The sequence below is a fragment of the Cryobacterium glaciale genome, from assembly GCF_004402535.1.
Classification (GTDB): domain Bacteria; phylum Actinomycetota; class Actinomycetes; order Actinomycetales; family Microbacteriaceae; genus Cryobacterium; species Cryobacterium glaciale.
This window is the reverse complement of record NZ_SOEY01000019.1, coordinates 204,430-226,899: the sequence shown is the minus strand read 5'-3', so window position 1 is coordinate 226,899 and position 22,470 is coordinate 204,430. Positions and strand designations below refer to the sequence as shown.

Genomic DNA, 22,470 nt, shown 5'->3' with positions numbered 1-22,470 from the left:
AACCTGATGGTCCCGTCTGCCACCGGCGACGGTGAATTTCACGGTCCCTCCATCAATGAGTTCTTTCCCGAAGTAATTTTCTTCGCCGAAACTCCGTTCGAGATCAACCGCATCATTCTCATTCGCTTCCTTGCGGTCGCGGTGCTGATGCTGGTTTTCTGGCTCGGCACCCGCCGCATGAAGATCATTCCGACGCGAGGCCAGAGCCTGGCCGAAATGGGACTCGACTTCGTTCGCCTCAACATTGCCGAAGACCTGCTGGGTAAGAAAGACGGCAAGCGTTTTCTGCCGCTTCTGACCACCATCTTCTTCATGGTGTTGTTCATGAACATCACGGGCATCATTCCGTTCCTCAACATCGCCGGTACCTCGGTGATCGGGGTTCCGCTGCTGCTCGGTGTCATCTCCTACGGAACATTCATCTACGCGGGAGTCAAGAAGAATCCGGGCAAGTTCTTCCGCAACTCGCTCTTCCCGCCCGGAGTGCCGCCGGCCCTGTACATCATCGTGACGCCGATCGAGTTCATCTCGACGTTCCTGGTGCGACCGGTCACCCTCACGCTCCGACTGATGATGAACATGATCGTCGGACACCTCCTGCTCGTGCTGTTCTTCAGCGCCACCCAGTTTTTCTTCTTCACTGCGGATGGCGGGTTCAAGCTCTTCGGCGCTGGCACCCTCGTCTTCGGCTTCGCCTTCACGCTCTTCGAAGTGCTGATTGCCGTCCTCCAGGCTTACATTTTTGCCCTACTCACCGCCGTCTACATCCAGCTCGCGCTGGCTGAGGAACACTAGACACTTTAGGAATCCGGCACTCGCCGAATTCACCACTACGGAAGGAAACACACGTGGACGCAACAACCGTTCTCGCGGAAATCAGCGGAAACATCGCGACTGTCGGTTATGGCCTCGCAGCCATCGGCCCGGCAATCGGTGTTGGTATCGTCGTTGGCAAGACCATCGAGGGTGTCGCTCGTCAGCCTGAACTGGCCGGCCGCCTGCAGGTGCTGATGTACATCGGTATCGCATTCACCGAGGCGCTCGCCTTCATCGGCATCGCGACCTACTTCATTTTCACCGGCGTCTAAACCTCTTCACTACTTAATTAGGAGGCATGATGCTTCACGCAGTAATTGCAGCCGCGACGGAAGAAGCGGCGCCAAACCCGCTCATCCCGGAGATCTACGACATCATCTGGTCGGCGGTCTGCTTTGTCGTGATTTTGTTCTTCTTCTGGAAGCTCGTGCTCCCGAAGATGCAGAAGCTTCTTGACGACCGTGCAGAAGCCATCGAGGGCAACATCGCCAAGGCCGACGACGCCCAGCGCAAGGCCGAAGCTGCACTCGTGCAGTACACGGCCCAGCTCGCTGATGCTCGCGCCGAAGCAGGTGCTATTCGGGACCAGGCCCGCACCGACGGCCAGCGCATCGTCGCTGAGCACAAGGAGCAGGCTGCGGCCGAAGCCGGTCGCATCGCGGCCAGTGCCAAGACGCAGATCGAAGCCGAACGTCAGGCTGCCGTCGTCTCGCTCCGCAGCGAGGTCGGCACCCTTGCCATTGACCTCGCCTCGGGTGTCATCGGCGAGAGCCTGTCCGACGACGCCAAGGCCAGCGCCATTGTCGATCGTTTCCTGGCAGAACTGGAAGCCAGCGAAGCGGCAGCCCCTACAGCCGGAAAGATTTAGCACATGGGAAGCGCCACCAGAGAAGCACTCGCCACATCGAGGGCGGCATTGTCCGTCCCCGGCGGCACGACTGATCTGGCGACGGGCGAAAGCCTCTTCGGCGCCGGTCGAGTGATCGGGTCGTCGTCTCAGCTTTTGTCGGCACTCGGCGACGCGTCAGCGGATGCCGCAGCCAAGGTCGCTCTCGTACGTGCCGTCTTTGGACGCCAAGTGACACCTCGGGCGCTCGACCTGCTCGCAGCCGCCGTGTCCGAACGCTGGTCCAGCCACGACGACCTGCTTGCCGGGATCGAGGAACTGGGCCTGCGGGCATCCGCCCTTTCTGTTTCGGCGGATTTGGCTGGTTCGGTCGACACATCCATCGAGGGCGAGCTCTTCGCCTTCGGTAACACGGTTTCCTCAGATGCCGAGTTGGAACTGGCCCTGGCCAGCAAGCTCGGCAAGGTTGAAGCCAAGGCCGCACTCGTCGAAAAGCTACTGGCCGGCAAGGTATCCGGTCAGACGCTCGCCATTGTTCGGCACCTGGTGCAGCAGCCTCGCGGCCGCCGCATCGGCGAACTGCTGCGACACGCAGCAGCCGTCGTCGCCGATCAGTCGGGAACTTCGATCGCGACCATCACTTCGGCGAGCGTTCTCACGCCCGCCCAGCTCGCCCGCTTGCAGAAGAATCTCCAGGAACGCCACGGACGTGCACTCACCATCAACCGGGTCGTCGACCCGGCACTGGTCGGCGGAGTGCGCGTACAGATCGGCGACTTGGTCATCGACGGCAGCATCGCGACCCGCCTGGCCGATTTGAGACTCCAGCTCGCTCGCTGATTCTGGCGCAGTCCAGCAGAACCAGCAGCACCACAAACCCAGCAGTACCAGATGACTCAGGGCGGCAGCGTCCTCGAACAGACAGAACCTGTACAGCCGTACAGAAAAGGGAAGATGATGGCAGAACTAACGATCAGCCCCGATGAGATCCGTGGCGCTCTCCAGGACTTCGTGAAGTCCTACGAGCCGAACAAGACGTCAACGACCGAGGTTGGCTACGTCACCACGGCCGGCGACGGTATCGCCCACGTTGAGGGCCTGCCCGGCGTGATGGCCAACGAGCTCATCAAATTCGCCGACGGCACCCTGGGCCTCGCCCAGAACCTCGACGAAGACGAGATCGGCGTCGTCGTGCTCGGCGAGTTCGGCGGCATCGTTGAGGGCATGGAGGTGCACCGCACCGGCGAGGTTCTCTCCGTTCCCGTCGGCGACGGCTACCTCGGCCGCGTCGTCGACCCGCTCGGTGCCCCCATTGACGGACTCGGCGACATCGCAACCGAAGGCCGTCGCGCCCTCGAGCTGCAGGCCCCCGGCGTCATGAGCCGCAAGTCGGTTCACGAGCCGATGCAGACCGGTATCAAGGCCATCGACGCCATGATCCCGATCGGCCGTGGCCAGCGCCAGCTGATCATCGGTGACCGCCAGACCGGTAAGACCGCGATCGCGATCGACACCATCATTAACCAGAAGGCCAACTGGGAGTCGGGCGACAGCAACAAGCAGGTTCGTTGCATCTACGTCGCCATCGGCCAGAAGGGCTCCACCATCGCTTCGGTGAAGGGTGCGCTCGAGGATGCCGGAGCGATGGAGTACACCACCATCGTCGCCGCCCCAGCCTCTGACCCGGCCGGCTTCAAATACCTCGCCCCGTACACCGGCTCGGCCATCGGCCAGCACTGGATGTACGCTGGCAAGCACGTTCTCATCGTCTTCGATGACCTCTCCAAGCAGGCCGAGGCCTACCGTGCGGTCTCCCTGTTGCTGCGTCGCCCGCCGGGACGCGAAGCATACCCCGGCGACGTGTTCTACCTGCACTCCCGTCTGCTGGAGCGTTGTGCCAAGCTCTCCGACGAGCTCGGCGCCGGATCGATGACCGGACTTCCGATCATCGAGACCAAGGCCAACGACGTTGCCGCCTACATCCCGACCAACGTGATCTCGATCACCGACGGCCAGATCTTTCTGCAGTCCGACCTGTTCAACGCCAACCAGCGCCCCGCGGTAGACGTCGGCATCTCGGTCTCGCGTGTCGGTGGCGACGCGCAGGTCAAGTCGATCAAGAAGGTCTCCGGCACGCTCAAGCTCGAGCTGGCCCAGTACCGTTCGCTCGAAGCCTTCGCCATGTTCGCCTCGGACCTCGACGCGGCCAGCCGTCGTCAGCTCGCCCGTGGCGCCCGCCTGACCGAACTGCTGCGTCAGCCGCAGTACTCGCCGTACCCCGTCGAGGACCAGGTCGTCTCGATCTGGGCCGGCATCAACGGCAAGCTCGATGAGGTTCCGGTTCCCGACGTGCTGCGTTTCGAGCGTGAACTGCTCGACTTCCTCGGTCGCAACACCGAGATCCTGAAGACCCTGCGCGAGACCAACGTTCTCTCCGACGAGACCGTTGCCGCCCTTACCGCCGGCGTCGACAAGTTCAAGCTCGAGTTCCAAACCGGTGAGGGCAAGCCGCTCGCCTCGGTCGGCAAGGAAAAGTTTGAGGCGATTGCCGTCGAAGACGTCAACCAGGAAAAGATCGTCAAGCACCGCCGCTAGTCCTCGCCGATTCGCGCGATGCAGAACCACTGACGAAACCACACTGAAAGACAAGGAAGCAGACACATGGGAGCGCAACTTCGGGTCTACCGGCAGAAGATCAAGTCTGCCCAGACGACCAAGAAGATCACTCGGGCCATGGAGCTGATCTCCGCCTCGCGCATCCAGAAAGCGCAGGCGCGAGTCGCTGCGTCAACCCCGTACTCGCGCGCGGTGACGCGCGCCGTTTCAGCGGTGGCCACGTACTCGAACGTCGAGCACGTGCTCACCACGGAGCCGGAAAAGATCGAGCGCGCTGCGGTCGTCATCTTCGCCTCCGACCGAGGCCTGGCCGGCGCGTTTAGCTCGCAGGTTCTGCGCGAGGCGGAGTCGCTCAGTGAGCTGCTCCGTGGCCAGGGCAAAGACATCGTCTACTTCCTGGTGGGCCGCAAGGCCATCGCCTATTTCAGCTTTCGCAACCGCACGTCGGAGCGAGTCTGGACCGGCGGCACCGATCAGCCGCAGTTCGAGACGGCGAAGGAAATCGGCGAAGCACTGCTGGAGTCATTCCTCACGGACTACTCCGACGGCGGCGTCGACGAGATCCACATCGTCTACAACCGCTTCGTCAGTATGGTCACCCAGGTGCCCGAAGTCGTTCGGCTGCTTCCCCTCGAGGTCGTCGAGGGTGTGGAAGAACCCGGCGACAACAAGGTTCTTCCGCTCTACGAGTTTGAACCCGACGTTGAAACGGTTCTGGACAGCCTCCTCCCGGTGTACATCGAGAGTCGCCTGTTCAATGCCATGCTGCAGTCGGCCGCGTCTGAGCATGCGAGCCGCCAGAAGGCAATGAAGTCGGCGAGCGACAACGCCGACAAGCTGATCACGGACTACACCCGCCTGTCGAACAACGCGCGTCAGTCCGAGATCACCCAGCAGATTTCCGAGATCGTGGGTGGAGCCGACGCGCTCTCATCCGCTAAGAAGTAAGACCAGAGAAGAGAGAGCTATGACTGACACCGCAACCGCGCCAGTCCGGGCGGAGGACACGGCCGGCTCTGTTGGCCGCATCGCGCGCGTCACGGGCCCCGTCGTCGACATCGAGTTTCCGCATGACTCGATCCCCGGCATCTACAACGCCCTGAAGACCACGATCACCATCGGTGACGATTCGAACGAAATCACGCTCGAGGTAGCACTGCACCTCGGTGACGACCTCGTTCGTGCCATCGCGCTGAACCCGACCGACGGACTCGTTCGTGGCCAGGAAGTACGCGACACCGGCAGCCCCATCACGGTTCCGGTCGGAAACGTCACCAAGGGCAAGGTCTTCAACGTCATCGGCGATGTGCTCAACGCCAAGCCCGGCGAGAAGATCGAGATCACCGAGCGCTGGCCCATCCACCGCAAGCCGCCGGCCTTCGATCAGCTCGAGTCCAAGACTCAGCTGTTCGAAACCGGTATCAAGGTCATCGACCTTCTCACGCCGTATGTTCTCGGTGGAAAGATCGGCCTGTTCGGTGGTGCCGGAGTCGGCAAGACCGTCCTCATCCAGGAAATGATCCAGCGCGTTGCGCAGGACCACGGTGGAGTATCGGTGTTCGCCGGAGTCGGTGAGCGTACCCGTGAGGGCAACGACCTCATCGCCGAGATGGAAGAAGCCGGGGTCTTCGACAAGACCGCCCTGGTCTTCGGCCAGATGGATGAGCCGCCGGGAACGCGTCTGCGCGTCGCGCTTTCTGCCCTGACCATGGCTGAGTACTTCCGCGACGTTGAGAAGCAGGACGTCTTGCTCTTCATCGACAACATCTTCCGCTTCACCCAGGCCGGTTCCGAGGTGTCGACCCTGCTGGGCCGCATGCCGTCCGCCGTGGGCTACCAGCCCAACCTGGCCGACGAGATGGGCATCCTGCAGGAGCGCATCACGTCGACCCGCGGCCACTCGATCACCTCCCTCCAGGCGATCTACGTCCCCGCCGACGACTACACCGACCCGGCACCGGCGACCACCTTCGCCCACCTGGATGCCACGACCGAGTTGTCGCGCGAAATCGCGTCGAAGGGCCTCTACCCGGCCGTCGACCCGCTCACCTCGACCAGCCGTATCCTCGACCCCCGCTACCTGGGTGCCGATCACTACAACACGGCTGTGCGCGTCAAGGCGATCCTCCAGAAGAACAAGGAACTCCAGGAGATCATCGCGATCCTCGGTGTCGACGAGCTCTCTGAAGAAGACAAGGTTACGGTTTCCCGTGCCCGCCGCATTCAGCAGTTCCTCTCCCAGAACACCTACATGGCGAAGAAGTTCACCGGTGTCGAGGGTTCCACAGTTCCGCTCAAGGACACCATCGAGTCGTTCACGGCAATCGCCAACGGTGACTTCGACCACGTCGCCGAGCAGGCATTCTTCAACGTCGGTGGCATCAACGACGTCGAAGAGAAGTGGGCTCAGATCCAGAAGGAGAACGACTAAGCATGGCGAAGTCGCTGTCCGTCAGCGTTGTGTCGGCCGACCACCAGGTCTGGACCGGCGAAGCGACGATGGTTGTAGCCAAGACCGTCGAGGGCGAGATCGGCATCCTTGCCGGTCACGAACCGATGTTGGCGATTCTGGCGCTGGGCGACGTTCGTCTCACCCTGGCCGATGGCTCCAAGGTCGTCGCCAAGGCTGAAGACGGTTTCCTGTCGGTCGACAACGACATGGTCACCATCGTGGCCCGCAAGGCTGAACTCGTCGGTTCATAACCCGCGGTTCTGCAAGACCAGTGCTGATACTGCTTCCGCCGTCGGAGACGAAACGCTCCGGCGGCGAAGCTGTATCCCTGGACCTCACGCTCCTGGCGCACCCGAGCCTGAACGTGAAACGTCGGGTACTCGCGCGGGCGCTCGTCGCCCTCGCGCGGCATCCGGAAGAAGCCCGCAGCGCCCTTAAACTGGGCCGCACTCAGCTGTTCGAGATCGACCGCAATCGCGAACTCTTGTCGTCTCCGACACTCCCGGTCATCGATCGGTATACCGGGGTGTTGTTCGACGGGTTGGATGCTGCCACCCTCTCGATCGGCCAGCGCGAGTTTGCGCGCGTCCACCTGGCCGTGCACTCTGCACTGCTCGGACCGCTCGCCGCGCTCGACCCGATTCCGGCCTATCGGCTGTCGCACGATTCGCGCGTGCCGAACCTCACACTGGCCAGCCTCACGCTCAAGCAGCATTGGAGCGCGGCTGTCGCGAAGGTGCTCGGTCAGGCTGAGGGGCTGTTGCTCGACCTCCGGTCAGAGGCGTATGTCGCCCTCGGCGCCCGCCCCCTGCGCCCGGACTCGCTCTATCTGCGAGTCGTCGCCGACGCTGGAGACGGTCAGAAGCGTGCCCTGAATCACTTCAACAAGAAGTCCAAGGGTGAATTCACCCGAGCCCTGCTTGACCAGCAGCACGATTTCAGCAGCATGTCGGAACTCATCGACTGGGCAGGATCGGTCGGAATCCGCCTTGCGCCGGGTGCGGCCGGCGAAGTCGAGCTCACTGTCGAGCAGCACCTCGCCTCGGCGGGCCGTGCCGCGGCGTCGACGATCTATACCGGGGCGGATCTACAACGGAGTTGATCTACACCGGGGTTAGGCTGGGCGCGTGAGTACAGACGCCAGCACCTTCCCCGCATCGGCAGCCCAAGCGGCATCCGTCAACGTTCCGATCCTTCGGCAACCGGTCAACGTGACCGTCACCGGGGCTGGCGGACAGATCGGCTACGCGCTGCTGTTTCGCATCGCGGCCGGCGCGCTGCTCGGGCCGACGACGCCGATCCGACTGACGCTGCTGGAGATACCTCAGGGCTTGAAAGCCGCCGAGGGTACCGCTCTCGAACTTGAAGACTGTGCCTTCGATCTGCTGCGCGGGGTGACGGTGACCGATGACCCCGCCGTCGCGTTCGTCGGGGTGAATATTGCGCTGCTGGTCGGATCCCGCCCCCGCGGGCCGGGCATGGAACGTGCGGATCTGCTCGAAGCCAACGGTCGTATTTTCGGCCCGCAGGGCGCCGCCATCAACTCGGGGGCCGCGGATGATGTGCGCGTGCTCGTGGTGGGCAACCCCGCCAACACCAACGCCCTCATCGCTGCCGCACACGCACCCGACGTGCCACCGGAGCGTTTCACAGCCATGACCCGGCTCGACCACAACAGGGCTGTCGGGCAACTCGCTAACCATCTCGACGTTGCCGTCGGAATGATCCAAGGCCTGACCGTGTGGGGTAACCACTCTGCCAGCCAGTATCCGGATGTCTTTCACGCCACGGCGGAAGGCCGGGCCGTTCGCGACCTTGTCGATGAGCAGTGGCTGGCGCAAACTTTCATTCCGCGAGTCGCCCAGCGAGGGTCGGAGATCATCGCCGTGCGCGGAGGATCGTCGGTGGCCTCCGCCGCCAACGCAGCCATCGACCACGTCGCTGACTGGGTCAACGGGCGCGGTACGGACTGGACCAGTGCCGGGGTGGTCTCGGACGGTTCCTACGATGTTCCGCCCGGTTTGGTGTGCTCGTTCCCGGTGCGCTCCGTTGATGGTCAGTGGCGCATCGTGACCGGGCTGGAACGCAACGAGTTCTCACGCAGCAGAATCGCGGCTTCCGTTGCCGAGCTGGTCGAGGAACGAGATGCGGTGCGGGCGCTCGGCCTGCTGCCGCCGCGTCGCCTCGCCTCACCGCGCCAGACGACGCCAGGGATCGGCAGCACCGCTACCGGTGCAGGATTCCTTCATGATCCAGCAGCCACGCTTTGGTCGGGATGCCCTGGCCGGCGCTGTAGCCGGTGATCTGGCCGCTCGAGGCGAGCACCCGGTGGCAGCCGATGATGATCGGCACCGGGTTCGCGCCGACCGCCCCGCCGATTGCACGGCCCGAACCGGTGCGACCGATCGCGCTGCCGAGTGCCCCGTAGGAGATGACATCACCGAAGTTGAGGGTCGCCAGCCGCGCCCAGACGCTGCGTTGAAACTCGGTCCCGCGAGTCAGATGCACGGGAAGGTCGAAGGATTGCCTCGTTCCGGCGAAGTACTCGTCGAGTTGTTCGGCCGCCCGCCGCAATACGGGGGAGGGCGTCTCGGGGGTCGCCTCGAGCGGCAACCTGCCGTCGGTTTCGATGGAGAGGGAGAGGACGCCCTCGTCGTCGGCGGTCAGCTCGAGCCGGCCGATGGGGCTGGGAAGACGAAGGAGCGCGTTTGGTGTCGTTGAACGCGAGGGTTGCGTGTGGATGCTGTCCATGATTCGACTGTAGCCGCCGCCTCCACCGGGGCCTCGCGGGTTTCGGACATCGGTGCCCAAGCAGCGCAGACCTGCGCCTGTGCAGGAGACGGCAGCAGCCGTATTCTGTAGGGATGGCTCAGATTGAATATCGCAGACTTGGCTCTTCCGGACTGACCGTGTCGACGATTGGGCTCGGGTGTAATAATTTCGGTCGCACCGGGACGGCGTCAGAGAGCCAGGACGGCACGACTGCTGTCATCGACGCAGCCTTCGAAGCGGGAGTAACGCTGTACGACACCGCCGATATCTACGGTGCCGAGCGTGGATTGAGCGAAACGCTCATGGGCCACTCCCTGCGCGGCAAGCGCCATCAGATTGTGCTCGCCTCCAAGTTCGGCATGGACATGGGCGGGTTGAACGGTCCGGACTGGGGCGCGCGTGGCTCGCGCCGATACATCCGTCTGGCCGTCGAGGCGTCCCTCCGACGGCTGCAGACCGATTGGATCGACCTGTACCAGTTGCATGTTCCCGATCCGTCGACGCCGATTGAGGAGACCCTGGCCACGCTTGATGACCTCATCACGGAGGGCAAGATTCGTTATATCGGTCATTCGAATCTGGCCGGCTGGCAGATCGCCGAGGCCGAGTTCACGGCCCGCATGAACGGACACCCCGCGTTCATCTCCAGCCAGAACGAATACAGTCTGCTCGTGCGAGACGTCGAAGACAAGGTATTGCCGGCTGTCAACGCCTACGGCCTGGGCTTTCTGCCGTTCTTTCCGCTCTATAACGGTCTGTTCACCGGCAAGTTCTCCCGTGCGGGCGGGCCGGCCGACAGCCGGATCATGATGATCCGGCGCCATCTCGTTGACGACGCCCCGTGGGACCGGATCGAGCAGTACCAGGAATGGTGCGACGCACGCGGGATCACCATGTTGGCGGCGACGTTCGCCTGGCTTCTGGCCCAGCCGGGGCTGACCAGCGTCATTGCGGGTGCTACCAAGCCGGAACAGATCGTGCAGAATGCGGCCGCGGCAACGTCCTGGCAGCCCGCCGCCGACGAGGTCGCGTACATTTCGAACCTGTTCGCCTGACCTCTCACCCAGGAGAATTTTGTGCTGTGGTCCCTGCTCGTGCGATACCTGCGCCCATACTGGCAGTTGCTGACCTGCGCGGCGCCGTCTTCAGCCGGGTCGGCGAATTCTCTGAGCAGGAAGTCACCCGGTTCGGAGCTCCTTCCCTCATCACCCGCTCCACCAATGATGTGCAGCAGGTTCAGATGCTCGTGCTGACCACCTGCACCCTGCTGGTCTCGGCGCCGATCCTCAGCATCGGCGGCGTGATCATGGCAATCCGCCAGGACGTGCAGCTGTCCTGGCTCATCGCAGTGAGCGTGCCGATCCTGCTCCTTGCCGTGGGACTCATCGTCGTGAAGATGGTTCCGCTGTTTCGCAAGATGCAGACCCGCATCGACACCGTCAACCAGGTGCTGCGGGAACAACTCACCGGTATTCGGGTGGTGCGCGCGTTCGTGCGTGCGTGAAGACGTCGAGGTTGCCCGGTTTGCGAGGGCCAACCAGGACGTCACCGAGGTAGCCCTGAGTTCTGGTCGTCTGATGGCGCTCATGTTCCCCATCGTCATGCTCGTCCTCAACGTCTCGAGCGTGGCCGTGATCTGGTTCGGAGCGTTCCGCATCGAAGACGGTTCGATGCAGGTGGGAACTCTCATCGCCTTCCTCAGCTATCTCATGCAGATCGGTTGCAGGACACCTGGCTATTCGGCGGCACGATTCGCGACAACATCGCCTACGGGCCGACCGCACGAGCTTCGTCATCGCCCACCGCCTGTCGACGATTCGTGACGCCAACCTGATACTGGTGATGGAATCGGGGCGCATTGTGGAGCAGGGCAACCACGTGCAGCTCCTGGCCGCGAACGGGGCTTACCAGGCGCTGTACGCCGCACAGTTCGCCGCCCCTGTCGCTGACGAGGTGTAGGGTGCCTCCTCCCCAACCGGCCGCCGGACCGGATCAACCCCAGATTCAGTCCGGCTCAGATCCGGCGCGCGACGGTGCTGGCACAGTGGCGGCATGCATCCCACCATTGTCAAAGCCCAGAAGGCCCAGGACTTTCTGGCACTCGTTCCCCAGCTGCTCGGTTTTGCTCCCGAGGCCAGCGCCGTGCTCGTCGCGTTTCGCGGCAACCGCACCTGCGGTGCGCTCCGTTTCAACCTGCCGGACGACGGCGCACCACACAAGGTATACAAACGCATCGCGACGACCCTCGCCGGGATGCTGTGCAAGATTCCCGGAGTCGACGCAGTCGTTCCGGTCATCTACACCGATGATTCCTTTCGGGATGCCACCGGCGTGCCGCGCGAACGGTTTGCCGAGATTCTAAACCGGCGACTCGAACTCAGCGGCTTTCTGCTGCGCGATTCCCTGTGCGTGGCAGCGGATGCCTGGGGAAGCTACCTCGACCCGGACTGCCCCGCTCCGGGGCATCCACTCAGCGATATTGCGGAGTCACCGATTTTCGAGGCGGTGAGCCAGGGATCAGCGGCCGAAACGCCGCGTCCGCTGGGCACGCTCCAGAATGGCCCGGACCCGATCGAGGTCAGTCTGGCGGCCCGGGAACGTGTGGCTCGGATCTACCGGCGGTACCGCCACCTGATCGCCCGGGCTGAAAACGCTCCGGAACTGTTTCCCACCCTCGGTTTCGTGTTCGACCCGGTCGCGATCGCTGAGGCGGCGCTGACCTGGCCGAATCCGCCCACCGAAGAAGACGCTGCGGCACTGCTCGTACTCGTGCAGGGCCCACCCAACCGCGACCAGATCATGGTGCAATTCGCGTTCGGGCGTGACGAGGGCGTACGCGCCCACGAGATGAATCATCGTTACGCTCGGCTTCAGGACGATACCGGCCGGAGGCTCGACGATCTGGTGACCGAAGAGCTCAACGTCGGCGAGCCGACCGCCATCCATGCCAGCGACGTCATGTTGGGCTTGCAGAGTGAACGACCCGACGTTGACCGCATCCGGGTGGCGATCACCCTGCTGCGCACCGTCGTTGCAATGGCGCCTCGATCGGCCAGACCGGCGCCGCTCTGCATGCTGGCCTGGCTGTCGTGGGCTCTCGGCAGTGGATCCGTGGCCGGATTCTTCGTGGACCAGGCCCTCGCCATCGACTCGCAGTACAGCATGGCGATCCTGCTGGATTTGCTGCTCAAGTCCGGGCACCTGCCGGAGTGGGCGTTCGCGGTCCCGCGCGACGACGACCGGGACGATGAGGAGGGCGACGGCTACGAACTCGATGAAGACTGGGGTGATGATTTCGACGAGTTCGCAGCCGACAAATAGCGCCCTACATGTACTTCGGCGCCTCCGACAGCACGCCGTGCAGAATCTCGCCGATCTCGGCGAACTCCTTCGGTCCGATGGTCAGGGGGGGAGCGAGCTGAATGACCGGGTCGCCACGGTCGTCGGCGCGGCAGTACAGGCCGGCCTCGTAGAGAGCCTTCGACAGGTAGCCGCGCAGCAGCCGCTCCGACTCCTCGTCGTTGAACGTTTCCTTGGTGCCTTTGTCCTTGACCAGCTCGATGCCGAAGAAGTACCCGGCGCCGCGCACGTCGCCGACGATCGGCAGGTCGAGGAGTTTCTCCAGCTCTTGGCGGAACAGCGGCGAATTCTCGCGCACGTTCTCGTTGAGTGTTTCCTCTTCGAAGATGTCGAGGTTGGCCAGGGCCACCGCGGAGGAGACGGGGTGTCCGCCGAAGGTGTAGCCGTGGTAGAACGTCGTGTCGCCGTGCTTGAACGGTTCATAGATGCGGTCGCTGACGATGGTCGCGCCGATCGGAGAGTATCCGCTCGTCATGCCCTTGGCGCAGGTGATCATGTCGGGCTGGATGTCGTAGGTTGTCGACGCGAACATGTTTCCGATGCGACCGAATGCCGTGATGACCTCGTCCGCGACCAGGAGCACGTCGTATTTGTCGCAGATCTCACGCACGCGCTTGAAATAGCCGGGGGGCGGCGGGAAGCAGCCGCCGGAGTTCTGCACCGGCTCGAGGAACACGGCGGCGACGGTTTCGGGGCCCTCGAACTCGATCATCTCTTCGATGCGATTCGCGGCCCACTGGCCGAACATTTCGAGGTTGTCGCCGAGGCCGAGGCCCGGGCTCATCTCGTCGGCACGATAGAAGTTCGTATTGGGAACACGGAAACCACCGGGGGTGACCGGCTCGAACATCTCCTTCATCGCCGGGATGCCGGTGATGGCGAGCGCGCCCTGCGGGGTGCCGTGGTAGGCGACGTTGCGGGAGATGACCTTGTGCTTGGTGGGGCGACCCATCAGCTTCCAGTAGTACTTGGCGAGTTTGAACGCCGTCTCGACGGCTTCACCGCCACCGGTGGAATAAAACACCCGGTTGAGGTCACCGGGAGCATAGGATGCGAGCCGGTCGGCGAGTTCGATCGCGTTGGGGTGGGCATACGACCAGATCGGGAAGAACGCGAGTTCCTCGGCCTGCTTCGCGGCGACCTCGGCGAGACGCTTGCGTCCGTGGCCGGCGTTGACCGTGAACAGGCCGCTCAGGCCGTCGATGTACTGCTTGCCTTTGGAATCCCAGATGTGGTGGCCTTGGCCCTTGACGATGATGGGCACTCCAGCGCCGGATTCCATCACCGACTGACGGGAGAAGTGCATCCAGAGGTGATCCTTGGCCTTCTGCTGTAGTTCGGCGTTGTGGGCGTCGCTGTAGGCAATGGGCGTTTCGGTGGGTGTGGTGAGACTCATTTTTCTACCGTGTTCCCCAGTTATAGAACTGTTTGTGGAGTTTGAGATAAACGAACGTCTCGGTGGAGAGGACCCCATCGAGATTGCGGATCTTGGAGTTGAGCAGTTCGAGCAGTTCGTCGTCGTCTTCGCAGACGACCTCGGCGAGAATGTCAAAAGTGCCGGCCGTGAGCACGACGTAATCCACGGCGTCGATTGCGGCCAGTTGCTCCGCCAGCACGCGAGTGTCGGCCGAAGCGCGAATGCCGATCATGGCCTGCCGAAAGAAGCCCAGCTGCATCGGGTCCGTCACAGCGACGACCTGCATGACGCCGGAGTCGGTGAGCTTCTGCACCCGCTGGCGCACGGCCGCCTCGCTCAGACCGACGGCTTTGCCGATCTCGGCGTACGACCGACGGCCGTCGGCTTGCAGCTGTTCGATGATCTTTTTTGATACATCGTCGAGCGGGGTCGGCTTGGGCGGGTGACCGCGCCTTTGTCCATTCATGCATCGATTCTGTCAGTCCAAATGCACTTCGGCAAGCGAATCCGTCGCACATTATGCAAATCACTGCGCATTTCATTTGTGAATTTGGGGGCATATGAAATTGAAATAGGTACACTGGGCCGCATGAGCGCCCCCGAACTACGTAACTTCATCAACGGCCACTACGCCGAGTCCACATCGTTGGAACGCTTCGACCTCATCGACCCTGCGACCGAAACGGTCTACGGCAGCAGTCCGGTGTCGAATGCGGCCGACGTGGATGCGGCCTACCGTGCTGCCGCATCCGCTTTCGAAATTTGGGGTGAGACGACCCCGGCGGTGCGGCAACTCGCGTTGTTTCGCATAGCGGATGCGATGGAGGCGCGAGCCGACGAATTCGCCGACGCCGAGTCACTCGACACCGGCAAACCGCGTTCCACCCTCGTCGACGACGAGATTCTACTGTCGGTCGACCAGATTCGTTTCTTTGCCGGCGCCGCCCGCAACCTCGAAGGCCGAGCGGCCGGCGAGTATCTGACCGACCACACCTCCTTCATTCGGCGTGAACCGATCGGTGTCGTCGGCCAGGTCACCCCCTGGAACTATCCGCTGAATATGGCGGTCTGGAAGTTCGCTCCAGCGCTCGCTGCCGGCAACACCACGGTGCTCAAACCGTCTGACACGACCCCGAGCGCGACCCTGCTGCTCGCCGAGATCGCCGCAGAGTTCCTGCCAAACGGCGTGCTCAACGTGATCACCGGCGACCGCACGACCGGTGCGGCCATGATCGACCACAAGACCCCGCAGCTCGTGTCGATCACCGGTTCGGTGCGGGCCGGGATGGCCGTCGCCGAGGCCGCGTCCCACGACCTGAAACGGGTGCACCTCGAACTCGGCGGCAAAGCCCCGGTGATCGTGTTCGATGATGCTGACATCGAGCTCGCCGTCGCCGGGATCGTCGCCGCCGGCTTCTTCAACGCCGGCCAGGACTGCACCGCCGCCACCCGACTGCTCGTGCAGGCCGGTATCCACGACGAATTCGTCGCCGCGCTCGCCGCCTATGCCAGGGACAACGCCCGTACCGGAGCCCCCAACGAGCTGGGAATGCTGTTCGGACCGGTCAACAACGTTAACCAGCTCGCCCAGGTGTCGGGCTTTGTCGACCGGCTGCCCGACCACGCCGTGCTCGAACTCGGCGGCCATCGCGTTGGCACCGCAGGATATTTTCATGAAGCGACCATTGTCAGCGGCCTGAAGCAGACCGACGAGGCGGTGCAGCAGGAGATCTTCGGCCCTATGATGACCGTGCAGCGCTTCACCGACGAGGCCGAGGCGCTGCGCTGGGCGAACGACGTGCAGTACGGCCTGGCGTCGTCGGTGTGGACCCGCGATCACGGGCGCGCGATGCGCTTCGCTAAGCACCTCGACTTCGGCTGTGTGTGGATCAACACGCACATTCCCATCGTTGCCGAGATGCCCCATGGCGGTTTCAAACACTCCGGCTACGGCAAAGACCTCTCGATGTACGGGTTCGAGGATTACACCCGTATCAAGCACGTGATGAGCTACATCGGACACTGACCGGTGCGGTGGCCGCGAGTGGTGACGTTACTATGGTCCAAGTCCTTCGGTGAACGTTGGAACGGCGGGGCCGAATGCTTGCCCCACACTCGGAAGGCACCACCGTGACCCAGATTGGTCAAGGTTCGACCGAATTTCGTGTCGAACTGCCCAGCGTTGCAACGACGTTGACTCTGGCATGGGCGGCCCTGACCGATGTCGGCCATCGCCGCGAGGTGAACGAAGACAGCCTCCTCGCCGTGCCGCCGCTGTTCGCTGTCGCCGACGGTATGGGCGGCCACTCGGCCGGCGATGTCGCCAGTGCCGCCGTCGTGACCAGGCTCGCCGAGCTCTCCGGATCGCTCGTGGCGGAGGCCGGTTCGATCGATCGGGCGCTCGCTCTTGCGGTGGAAGATATGGCGCAGGGGGTCGGGGTCACCGACCAGGGGACCGGAACCACCGTGACCGGCGTCGCACTGGCGCTCGTCTCCGATGCCGTCAGCTGGATTGTGTACAACATCGGCGATTCCCGGGTCTACCAGCTGACCGGCGGGGTCCTCGAGCAGGTCACCAACGATCACTCGGTCGTGCAGGAACTCGTCGACGCCGGTCGCATCACCCGCGAAGAGGCCGACGTGCACCCGCACGGCAACATCATCACCCGCGCCGTCGGCTTTCACGAACCACCGATTCCCGACTACCGCATCCTGCCGGTCCAGGCCGGCATGCGCATCCTGGTCTGCTCGGACGGACTCACCAAGGAGCTCACCTCCTACGGAATCCGTCACTTTCTGCTCGAGAAGAAGCTCGCAGCGGATGCCGTCGCGGCGATGGTCGAGGCGGCCCTGGAAAACGGTGGTCGAGACAACGTCACGGCGATCGTTGTCGATGTGCTGGCGGTCGAAACCTATGAGGCACCCGCAGCCTGATCGCGCCGCCCGCCGGAGGGGGCGCGTATCATAGAACGAGTGAATGACACCCTGCCTCCGTGCCCTGAATGCTCCAGCGACCTGACCTACGAGATGGGCTCGCTGCTGGTTTGCCCGCTTTGCGCCCACGAATGGTCGAACGAACCGGCCGAAGAAGAGCAGGAGGCTGTTGTCAAGGATGCCTTTGGGACCGTGCTGACCGACGGTGACACCGTCTCGATCATCAAGGACCTCAAGGTCAAGGGCCAGTCGTTGTCGATCAAGGTCGGCACCAAGGTTCGCAACATTCGCCTCGTCGATCCGGTTGACGGCCACGATATCGACTGCAAGGTCGATGGTTTCGGGTTCATGCAGCTCAAGTCCAGCGTGGTCAAGAAGGTCTAGGTCCCGCCGATCGTGACGTGTCAGATTTGCGGTGCCTGGTTGCCGGTCGGGGCAATGTTCTGTGGCGAATGCGGTAGCTCCCGCACCGCCACTGTTCAGTCGCGAAAACGCCCGGACCCCCGCCCGAACGACACGACGATCATTGCGCGCCTGCCACGCCCTACCGTCGTCATCTCCGTACCGATTCCCGGCGTCGTGCCGGTGCCGGTGCGTGCCGTCGCGGTCGTGACCGCAGCACCGATCGCGGCCCTGCCGACGCGCGCGACCTTCGTGCTGACCTTCAGCACTGGACAGCGAGTGTCGGTACATGGTTCCGGCCTGATCGGACGCAGGCCCCTACCCCAACCCGACGAAATCTTCGACGATCTCATCCGGGTAGCGGATGCCGATCGCTCCGTTTCGAAAACCCACCTCGAATTCGGCCAGCACGACGGTGAATTCTGGGCCAGCGACCGGGTGTCGGGCAATGGTACCGTCATCCGCCGTCCCGGCGAAACGGCCGAGCAGCTCGAACCGGGGCGACGGTACGTTCTGCCGCGCGGAACCCGGGTCGAAATCGCCGACCACTCCTTCAGCGTCGCCTGACCGGGCGCCGGCGGCTCCTCCACCGGCGGTGGGAAGGCCGATCGCGCACCGATAGGCCCCTCGACCCAGCTTCTCGATCTGCAATCTGATCTGCTGGACGGGTGTCCACCGTCGATGAGACCCTCTCCCTGCCGCCCGCTCCAGCCGCGCTGCCGCCGGCCGGGTTTCCGCTACTCGCCACAGTGGCACCGCTGGCCGCCGCCGGGCTGATCTGGATGATCACCGGCTCGGCTTTTGCGCTGATCTTCGCGGTCCTCAGCCCGATCATCGCGGTGGCCAGCATGTTCGATTCACGACGCTCGGGCCGCAAACGCCGCCGGGCGGAGACGGCCTCCCAGACCGAGGCGGTGACGCTGCTGCGCACAGTCATCGCCGAGCGTCAATCCCGCTGGCGCGACGAAGCCTGGCAACAGACACCATCAGCCCGAACTATCGTGCGCGGCAGTGCTGCGGCCGCGCGCTGGCGCCAGACGGATGCCGCGCACGTCGCGCTGGGAACGGGCCCGGCCCCGAGCGGAATCCGCCTCGGCGGCGCGAGCGCCCCGAACGAGCACCGCGAACTGCGGGAATGGGCCGCGACCGTGACCGGTGCCCCGATCGTCGTCGACGTGACGCACGGGCTCGGGATCGTCGGCCCGATTCCGCTCGCCGATGCCCTTGCCCGCGCCGTTCTGGTGCAACTCTGCTTCGCCGTGCCGCCGACCGAACTTGGCATCTCCAGCGACACCGGTCCGCAGCCGACCGACTGGAGCTGGGTGGCCCAGCTGCCGCATGCCGCCCCTACGCCGGGCCGGCTCACGATCATGCTTCGAACCGAGACCGCCTCACGACCAGGCACCGCCCCACAACGACGCAGGCTCGAGCCCGATCGTCGGCTGCTCCTCCTGGTCGTGGCGTCGCGGCTCGAAGACCTTCCCCCCGGCTGCGGAACGGTCGTGCGGGTGAACGGGCCGGCTCGAGCACAGATCATCCGATCGCCGAATCGGGCGTCGCCCGTCGATTTCTGTCCGGAATTGCTGGCCAGGGCTGAAGCGTCCGCCTTCGCCGTGACGCTCGCGGAGCAGGCTCGGGCCGCCGGGCTCGTCACGACGTCCGACGCGCTCCCGGCCTCAGTCACCCTGACGGAACTGCTCGAACACGGCACCGGTACCTCGGCGACCCGTTCGGCGATCGACGGGGCGTCTGCCCCGGTGAGCCTTGACTGCCTGATCGGTATCGGCCGAGACGGGCCGGTGCGAATAGATCTCGTTCAATCCGGACCGCACGCCGTAGTCGGGGGAACCACCGGCAGCGGCAAGAGTGAGCTCCTCACCACCTGGGTCGCAGCGTTGGCCGGGACCTATTCGCCCAGCCAGGTGAATTTTCTGCTCGTCGATTTCAAGGGCGGCGCTGCCTTTCAGCCGCTTGGGCGACTGCCGCACTGCGTCGGCCTCATCACCGACCTCGACTCGAACACGGCTGCACGGGCCCTGGCCAGTCTGGGTGCTGAACTTCGCTACCGTGAGCGGATGCTGAGCGACGCCGGGGCGCGAGACCTGACCGACGTTCGCCTGGAGCATCCGCTACCCCGCCTGGTCATCGTCGTCGATGAATTCGCCACGATGCTCGGGGTGTTTCCCGAACTGCACGCCCTCTTCGTTGACATAGCAGCCAGGGGCCGATCGCTCGGCGTGCACCTGATTCTGTGCACCCAACGGCCCGCGGGAGTCGTGCGGGACGCACTGCTGGCGAACTGCAGCCTGCGCCTGTCCCTGCGGGTCAATAATCGTGCCGACAGCCAGGCCGTGATCGGAACGGATGCCGCGGCCGCGCTGGCACCGAATCAGCCCGGCCGGTGCCTGGTCGCCACCGAAGCGGGCGAACCGGCGTTCTGCCAGGTCGCGACGACCGGGGATCGCGACATCGCGAGCATCGCTGCGGCAACGTTGTTCGTGCCGTTCCTGAGCCCCCTGCGACGTCCGTGGCTCGATGCGCTCCCGCCGGTGGTCACCGTGAATGATTTGGAGGTCGCCGACGCCCCGACACCCGGCTATCCGCTCGGATTGCTCGACGAACCCGAGCGCCAGCGTTACCGCGTGTTCGTCTATTCTCCGCAGATCGACGGGCATCTGCTCGTCGTCGGTGGGGCCGGTTCGGGCAAGTCCACTCTGCTGCACACGCTGACCCGCGCGGCCGAAGGGGAGACCGTGGCCCAGCTGGTCGCCGCGGACGTCGAATCAGCCTGGGATGCCCTCGCCAGTATCAGCGCCCGGGTCGAAACCGGTCGGCAGACGCCGGCGTCACCTCGCTTGGTACTGTTCGACGACTTCGACTCCGTGTGTGCTCGCTGGCAGCCCGACCATCGGCTGGCTGCCGTGGACCTGCTTACCGGGCTGCTACGGGACGGTCCGGCCGCCGGTGTGCACGTTGTCGTCGCCGTGCAACGGCACACGAGCGTGGTTCCCGGGCTCGCCGCCCTTTGTCAGAGCACGCTGCTGCTGAAACTGCCCACGGTGCAGGACCATCTCGCTGCCGGGGGACAATCGGCCAGCTACAACGCCTCTCTGCCGGCGGGCGGGGGAGTCTGGCACTCCCTGCGCGTGCAACTTCTGGCTCCCGCACTGTCTCACGTGCCGGCGCCACCCGAGTCGTCCATCCCGGCCCTCCCGCGCTCCGGCCCGCTCCTGATCGTGTCCTCGTCTCCCCGGAGTACAGCAACCCGGCTGCGCGGTGCCCTGGGCGTGGCGGTGACCGAGTTGGCGGGAACGAGCGGGCCGGCAGCTTCCGCCTTGCAGGTCTCGGGGGAAGGCAGCCAACCGGATGCTGCTGGCCGGGTGATCGTCGTCGGTGACCCCGAAACGTGGCAGGCGCACTGGACGCTGCTGGCGAAACTGCGCGGCCAGACCTCGAGCGGTGAGGCGGTGAGTCTGGTCTTCGATCGGTGCAGCCTGTCGGATTTTCGGCTGCTCAGCCACCGTCGGGAGCTCCCACCGCCGCTGGCTCCCGGGCGCGGGCGCGTCTGGGTGCTGCACCCCAACGGCGAGGTGACTCGGGCGATGCTGACGCAACCTGACCGGTGACGCTAGAGCAGAACTTCGGCTACGGGCTGGTGCGGCAATCCGTGGGCGAGCGCCACGGGAGCGCTGGTCAGCCGCCCATCGAAGGTATTGAGCCCCTGGGCGAGCGCGGCGTCCGCGCGCAGCGCGTTGACCCATCCGAGCGTGGCGAGAGCCCGCACGTAGGGCAGCGTCGCATTCGTCAGGGCATAGGTCGAAGTGTGCGGCACGGCACCGGGCATGTTCGCGACGCAGTAGAACAACGACCGGTGCACGGTGAACGTGGGGTCGGCATGCGTGGTCGCGTGGCTGTCGGCGAAGCACCCGCCCTGGTCGACAGCGATATCCACCAATACGCTGCCCGGCTTCATTCGCGACACGAGCTCGTTACTGACCAGCTTGGGTGCCTTCGCGCCCGGAATAAGGACCGAGCCGATGACCATGTCGGCCTCCGACACTGCCTTGTCGATCTCGAAGCTGTTCGAGGCGATGGTCTTGACCCGGCCGAAGTGCAGCGCGTCGATCTCGCGCAGCCGAAACAGGTTCGTGTCGAGCACGGTCACCTCGGCACCGAGGCCGAGGGAGACCTGCATCGCGGCGGTGCCGGCCACACCCCCGCCGAGCACAACGATCTTCGCCGGATGGGTGCCGGGCACGCCGGGCACCAATAGACCGGGGCCGCCGTTCGGCTTGAGCATGGCATTGGCGCCGACGATCGGCGCGAGGCGGCCGGCGACCTCACTCATCGGCGCCAGCAGTGGCAGGGACCGCGAGGGCAACTGCACTGTTTCGTAGGCGATGGCGGTGACACCGCTATCGAGCAGGGCCCGGGTCAGCTCGGGTTCGGCGGCCAGATGCAGGTAGGTGAATAACACCAGATCGGCACGAAAATAGCCGTACTCGCTCGCCACGGGTTCCTTGACCTTGAGCAGCAGGTCGGCGGTCGCCCAGATGCTCACGGCGTCCGGCAGAATCGTCGCACCGGCCGAGGCATACTGCTGATCACTGATCGAGGAACCCACGCCGGCGCCGGCCTGCACGAGAACGTCGTGGCCGTGCAGAACGAGGTCATGCACCCCCGCCGGGGTGATCGCGACCCGAAACTCATTGTTCTTGATCTCGGTGGGAATGGCGATTCGCATGGTGCTCCTCTCTCGAAGCGCGCCCCGCACCCGAAGCAGGCTCTTCCGTCGAAGCGTTCAGTGCCGCTCCTCGCCACCACCCTAGTCGCGTACGAACCGACGATTTCGAG

The 22,470-nt window shown here is 64.3% G+C and carries 21 protein-coding genes and 2 pseudogenes; 19 read left to right on the top strand and 4 right to left on the bottom strand.

What is annotated here, in order from left to right; translation table 11 throughout:
• Positions 1-6 precede the first annotated feature (6 nt).
• From atpB to E3O06_RS10270, 10 genes are all read left to right on the top strand, one after another.
• Positions 7-795, top strand: coding sequence for a F0F1 ATP synthase subunit A (gene atpB, locus E3O06_RS10315; RefSeq protein ID WP_241980075.1), 789 nt, complete (start codon positions 7-9; stop codon positions 793-795).
• A 53-nt stretch (positions 796-848) separates the two neighbouring features.
• Positions 849-1,088: an ATP synthase F0 subunit C gene (gene atpE, locus E3O06_RS10310; protein ID WP_092340865.1), complete on the top strand. Its 240-nt coding sequence runs from the start codon at positions 849-851 to the stop codon at positions 1,086-1,088.
• Positions 1,089-1,117: 29 nt separating this feature from the next.
• Positions 1,118-1,684 carry a F0F1 ATP synthase subunit B gene (locus E3O06_RS10305; protein ID WP_134503286.1) on the top strand — a complete coding sequence of 189 codons (567 nt, stop codon included), beginning with the start codon at positions 1,118-1,120 and terminating at the stop codon, positions 1,682-1,684.
• Between the two features lie 3 nt (positions 1,685-1,687).
• On the top strand, positions 1,688-2,503 hold the full coding sequence (locus E3O06_RS10300; protein ID WP_134503285.1) for a F0F1 ATP synthase subunit delta: 816 nt from the start codon (positions 1,688-1,690) through the stop codon (positions 2,501-2,503).
• Between the two features lie 117 nt (positions 2,504-2,620).
• Positions 2,621-4,258: a F0F1 ATP synthase subunit alpha gene (gene atpA / locus E3O06_RS10295; RefSeq protein WP_092109631.1), complete on the top strand. Its 1,638-nt coding sequence runs from the start codon at positions 2,621-2,623 to the stop codon at positions 4,256-4,258.
• A gap of 66 nt (positions 4,259-4,324) precedes the next feature.
• Entirely contained in the window at positions 4,325-5,227 is a 903-nt protein-coding gene (locus E3O06_RS10290) for a F0F1 ATP synthase subunit gamma (protein WP_092109399.1), read from the top strand.
• A 19-nt stretch (positions 5,228-5,246) separates the two neighbouring features.
• On the top strand, positions 5,247-6,710 hold the full coding sequence (atpD, locus tag E3O06_RS10285; RefSeq protein WP_092109402.1) for a F0F1 ATP synthase subunit beta: 1,464 nt from the start codon (positions 5,247-5,249) through the stop codon (positions 6,708-6,710).
• A gap of 2 nt (positions 6,711-6,712) precedes the next feature.
• Positions 6,713-6,982, top strand: coding sequence for a F0F1 ATP synthase subunit epsilon (locus E3O06_RS10280; protein WP_134503284.1), 270 nt, complete (start codon positions 6,713-6,715; stop codon positions 6,980-6,982).
• Positions 6,983-7,002: 20 nt separating this feature from the next.
• Positions 7,003-7,833: a YaaA family protein gene (locus E3O06_RS10275; protein WP_134503283.1), complete on the top strand. Its 831-nt coding sequence runs from the start codon at positions 7,003-7,005 to the stop codon at positions 7,831-7,833.
• 88 nt (positions 7,834-7,921) lie between these two features.
• Positions 7,922-9,034: a malate dehydrogenase gene (locus tag E3O06_RS10270; protein ID WP_134503366.1), complete on the top strand. Its 1,113-nt coding sequence runs from the start codon at positions 7,922-7,924 to the stop codon at positions 9,032-9,034.
• Here the strand turns inward: E3O06_RS10270 and E3O06_RS10265 are convergent.
• Positions 8,958-9,482, bottom strand: coding sequence for a methylated-DNA--[protein]-cysteine S-methyltransferase (locus E3O06_RS10265; protein ID WP_134503282.1), 525 nt, complete (start codon positions 9,480-9,482; stop codon positions 8,958-8,960). The genes E3O06_RS10270 and E3O06_RS10265 overlap by 77 nt on opposite strands.
• A 113-nt stretch (positions 9,483-9,595) precedes the next feature.
• On the opposite strand from E3O06_RS10265, the gene E3O06_RS10260 reads away from it, so the two are divergent.
• The 4 genes and pseudogenes from E3O06_RS10260 (at position 9,596) to E3O06_RS10250 (ending at position 12,824) form a co-directional block, all read left to right on the top strand.
• Positions 9,596-10,558, top strand: coding sequence for an aldo/keto reductase (locus tag E3O06_RS10260; RefSeq protein ID WP_134503281.1), 963 nt, complete (start codon positions 9,596-9,598; stop codon positions 10,556-10,558).
• 68 nt (positions 10,559-10,626) lie between these two features.
• Positions 10,627-11,221: pseudogene (locus E3O06_RS18015) on the top strand (ABC transporter permease); the annotation flags it as partial.
• 49 nt (positions 11,222-11,270) lie between these two features.
• Positions 11,271-11,462, top strand: a pseudogene (locus E3O06_RS18010) (ABC transporter ATP-binding protein); the annotation flags it as partial.
• Positions 11,463-11,555: 93 nt separating this feature from the next.
• Positions 11,556-12,824, top strand: a complete 1,269-nt coding sequence (locus tag E3O06_RS10250) for a DUF4192 domain-containing protein (protein ID WP_134503280.1) — start codon at positions 11,556-11,558, stop codon at positions 12,822-12,824.
• A gap of 4 nt (positions 12,825-12,828) precedes the next feature.
• Here E3O06_RS10250 and E3O06_RS10245 read toward each other — a convergent pair whose 3' ends face one another.
• Complete coding sequence (locus tag E3O06_RS10245) at positions 12,829-14,259, bottom strand: aspartate aminotransferase family protein (protein ID WP_134503279.1); 1,431 nt, start codon at positions 14,257-14,259, stop codon at positions 12,829-12,831.
• Positions 14,260-14,263: 4 nt separating this feature from the next.
• On the bottom strand, positions 14,264-14,746 hold the full coding sequence (locus tag E3O06_RS10240; RefSeq protein ID WP_134503278.1) for an Lrp/AsnC family transcriptional regulator: 483 nt from the start codon (positions 14,744-14,746) through the stop codon (positions 14,264-14,266).
• 123 nt (positions 14,747-14,869) lie between these two features.
• Here E3O06_RS10240 and E3O06_RS10235 point away from each other — a divergent pair, with 123 nt between their 5' ends.
• From E3O06_RS10235 to E3O06_RS10215, 5 genes are all read left to right on the top strand, one after another.
• Complete coding sequence (locus E3O06_RS10235) at positions 14,870-16,306, top strand: gamma-aminobutyraldehyde dehydrogenase (RefSeq protein WP_134503277.1); 1,437 nt, start codon at positions 14,870-14,872, stop codon at positions 16,304-16,306.
• A gap of 104 nt (positions 16,307-16,410) precedes the next feature.
• Positions 16,411-17,214 (top strand): PP2C family protein-serine/threonine phosphatase, encoded by an 804-nt coding sequence (locus tag E3O06_RS10230; protein WP_420898877.1) that lies wholly within the window; start codon positions 16,411-16,413, stop codon positions 17,212-17,214.
• Between the two features lie 39 nt (positions 17,215-17,253).
• The gene (locus E3O06_RS10225; RefSeq protein WP_134503275.1) at positions 17,254-17,598 is read left to right on the top strand and encodes a zinc ribbon domain-containing protein YjdM; all 345 of its coding nucleotides are present in this window, start codon (positions 17,254-17,256) and stop codon (positions 17,596-17,598) included.
• A 12-nt stretch (positions 17,599-17,610) separates the two neighbouring features.
• On the top strand, positions 17,611-18,183 hold the full coding sequence (locus E3O06_RS10220; RefSeq protein WP_241980061.1) for an FHA domain-containing protein: 573 nt from the start codon (positions 17,611-17,613) through the stop codon (positions 18,181-18,183).
• A gap of 101 nt (positions 18,184-18,284) precedes the next feature.
• Complete coding sequence (locus E3O06_RS10215; protein ID WP_134503274.1) at positions 18,285-21,242, top strand: FtsK/SpoIIIE domain-containing protein; 2,958 nt, start codon at positions 18,285-18,287, stop codon at positions 21,240-21,242.
• A 2-nt stretch (positions 21,243-21,244) separates the two neighbouring features.
• On the opposite strand, the gene ald is transcribed toward E3O06_RS10215, so the two are convergent.
• Complete coding sequence (ald, locus tag E3O06_RS10210; protein WP_134503273.1) at positions 21,245-22,360, bottom strand: alanine dehydrogenase; 1,116 nt, start codon at positions 22,358-22,360, stop codon at positions 21,245-21,247.
• Positions 22,361-22,470 lie beyond the last annotated feature (110 nt).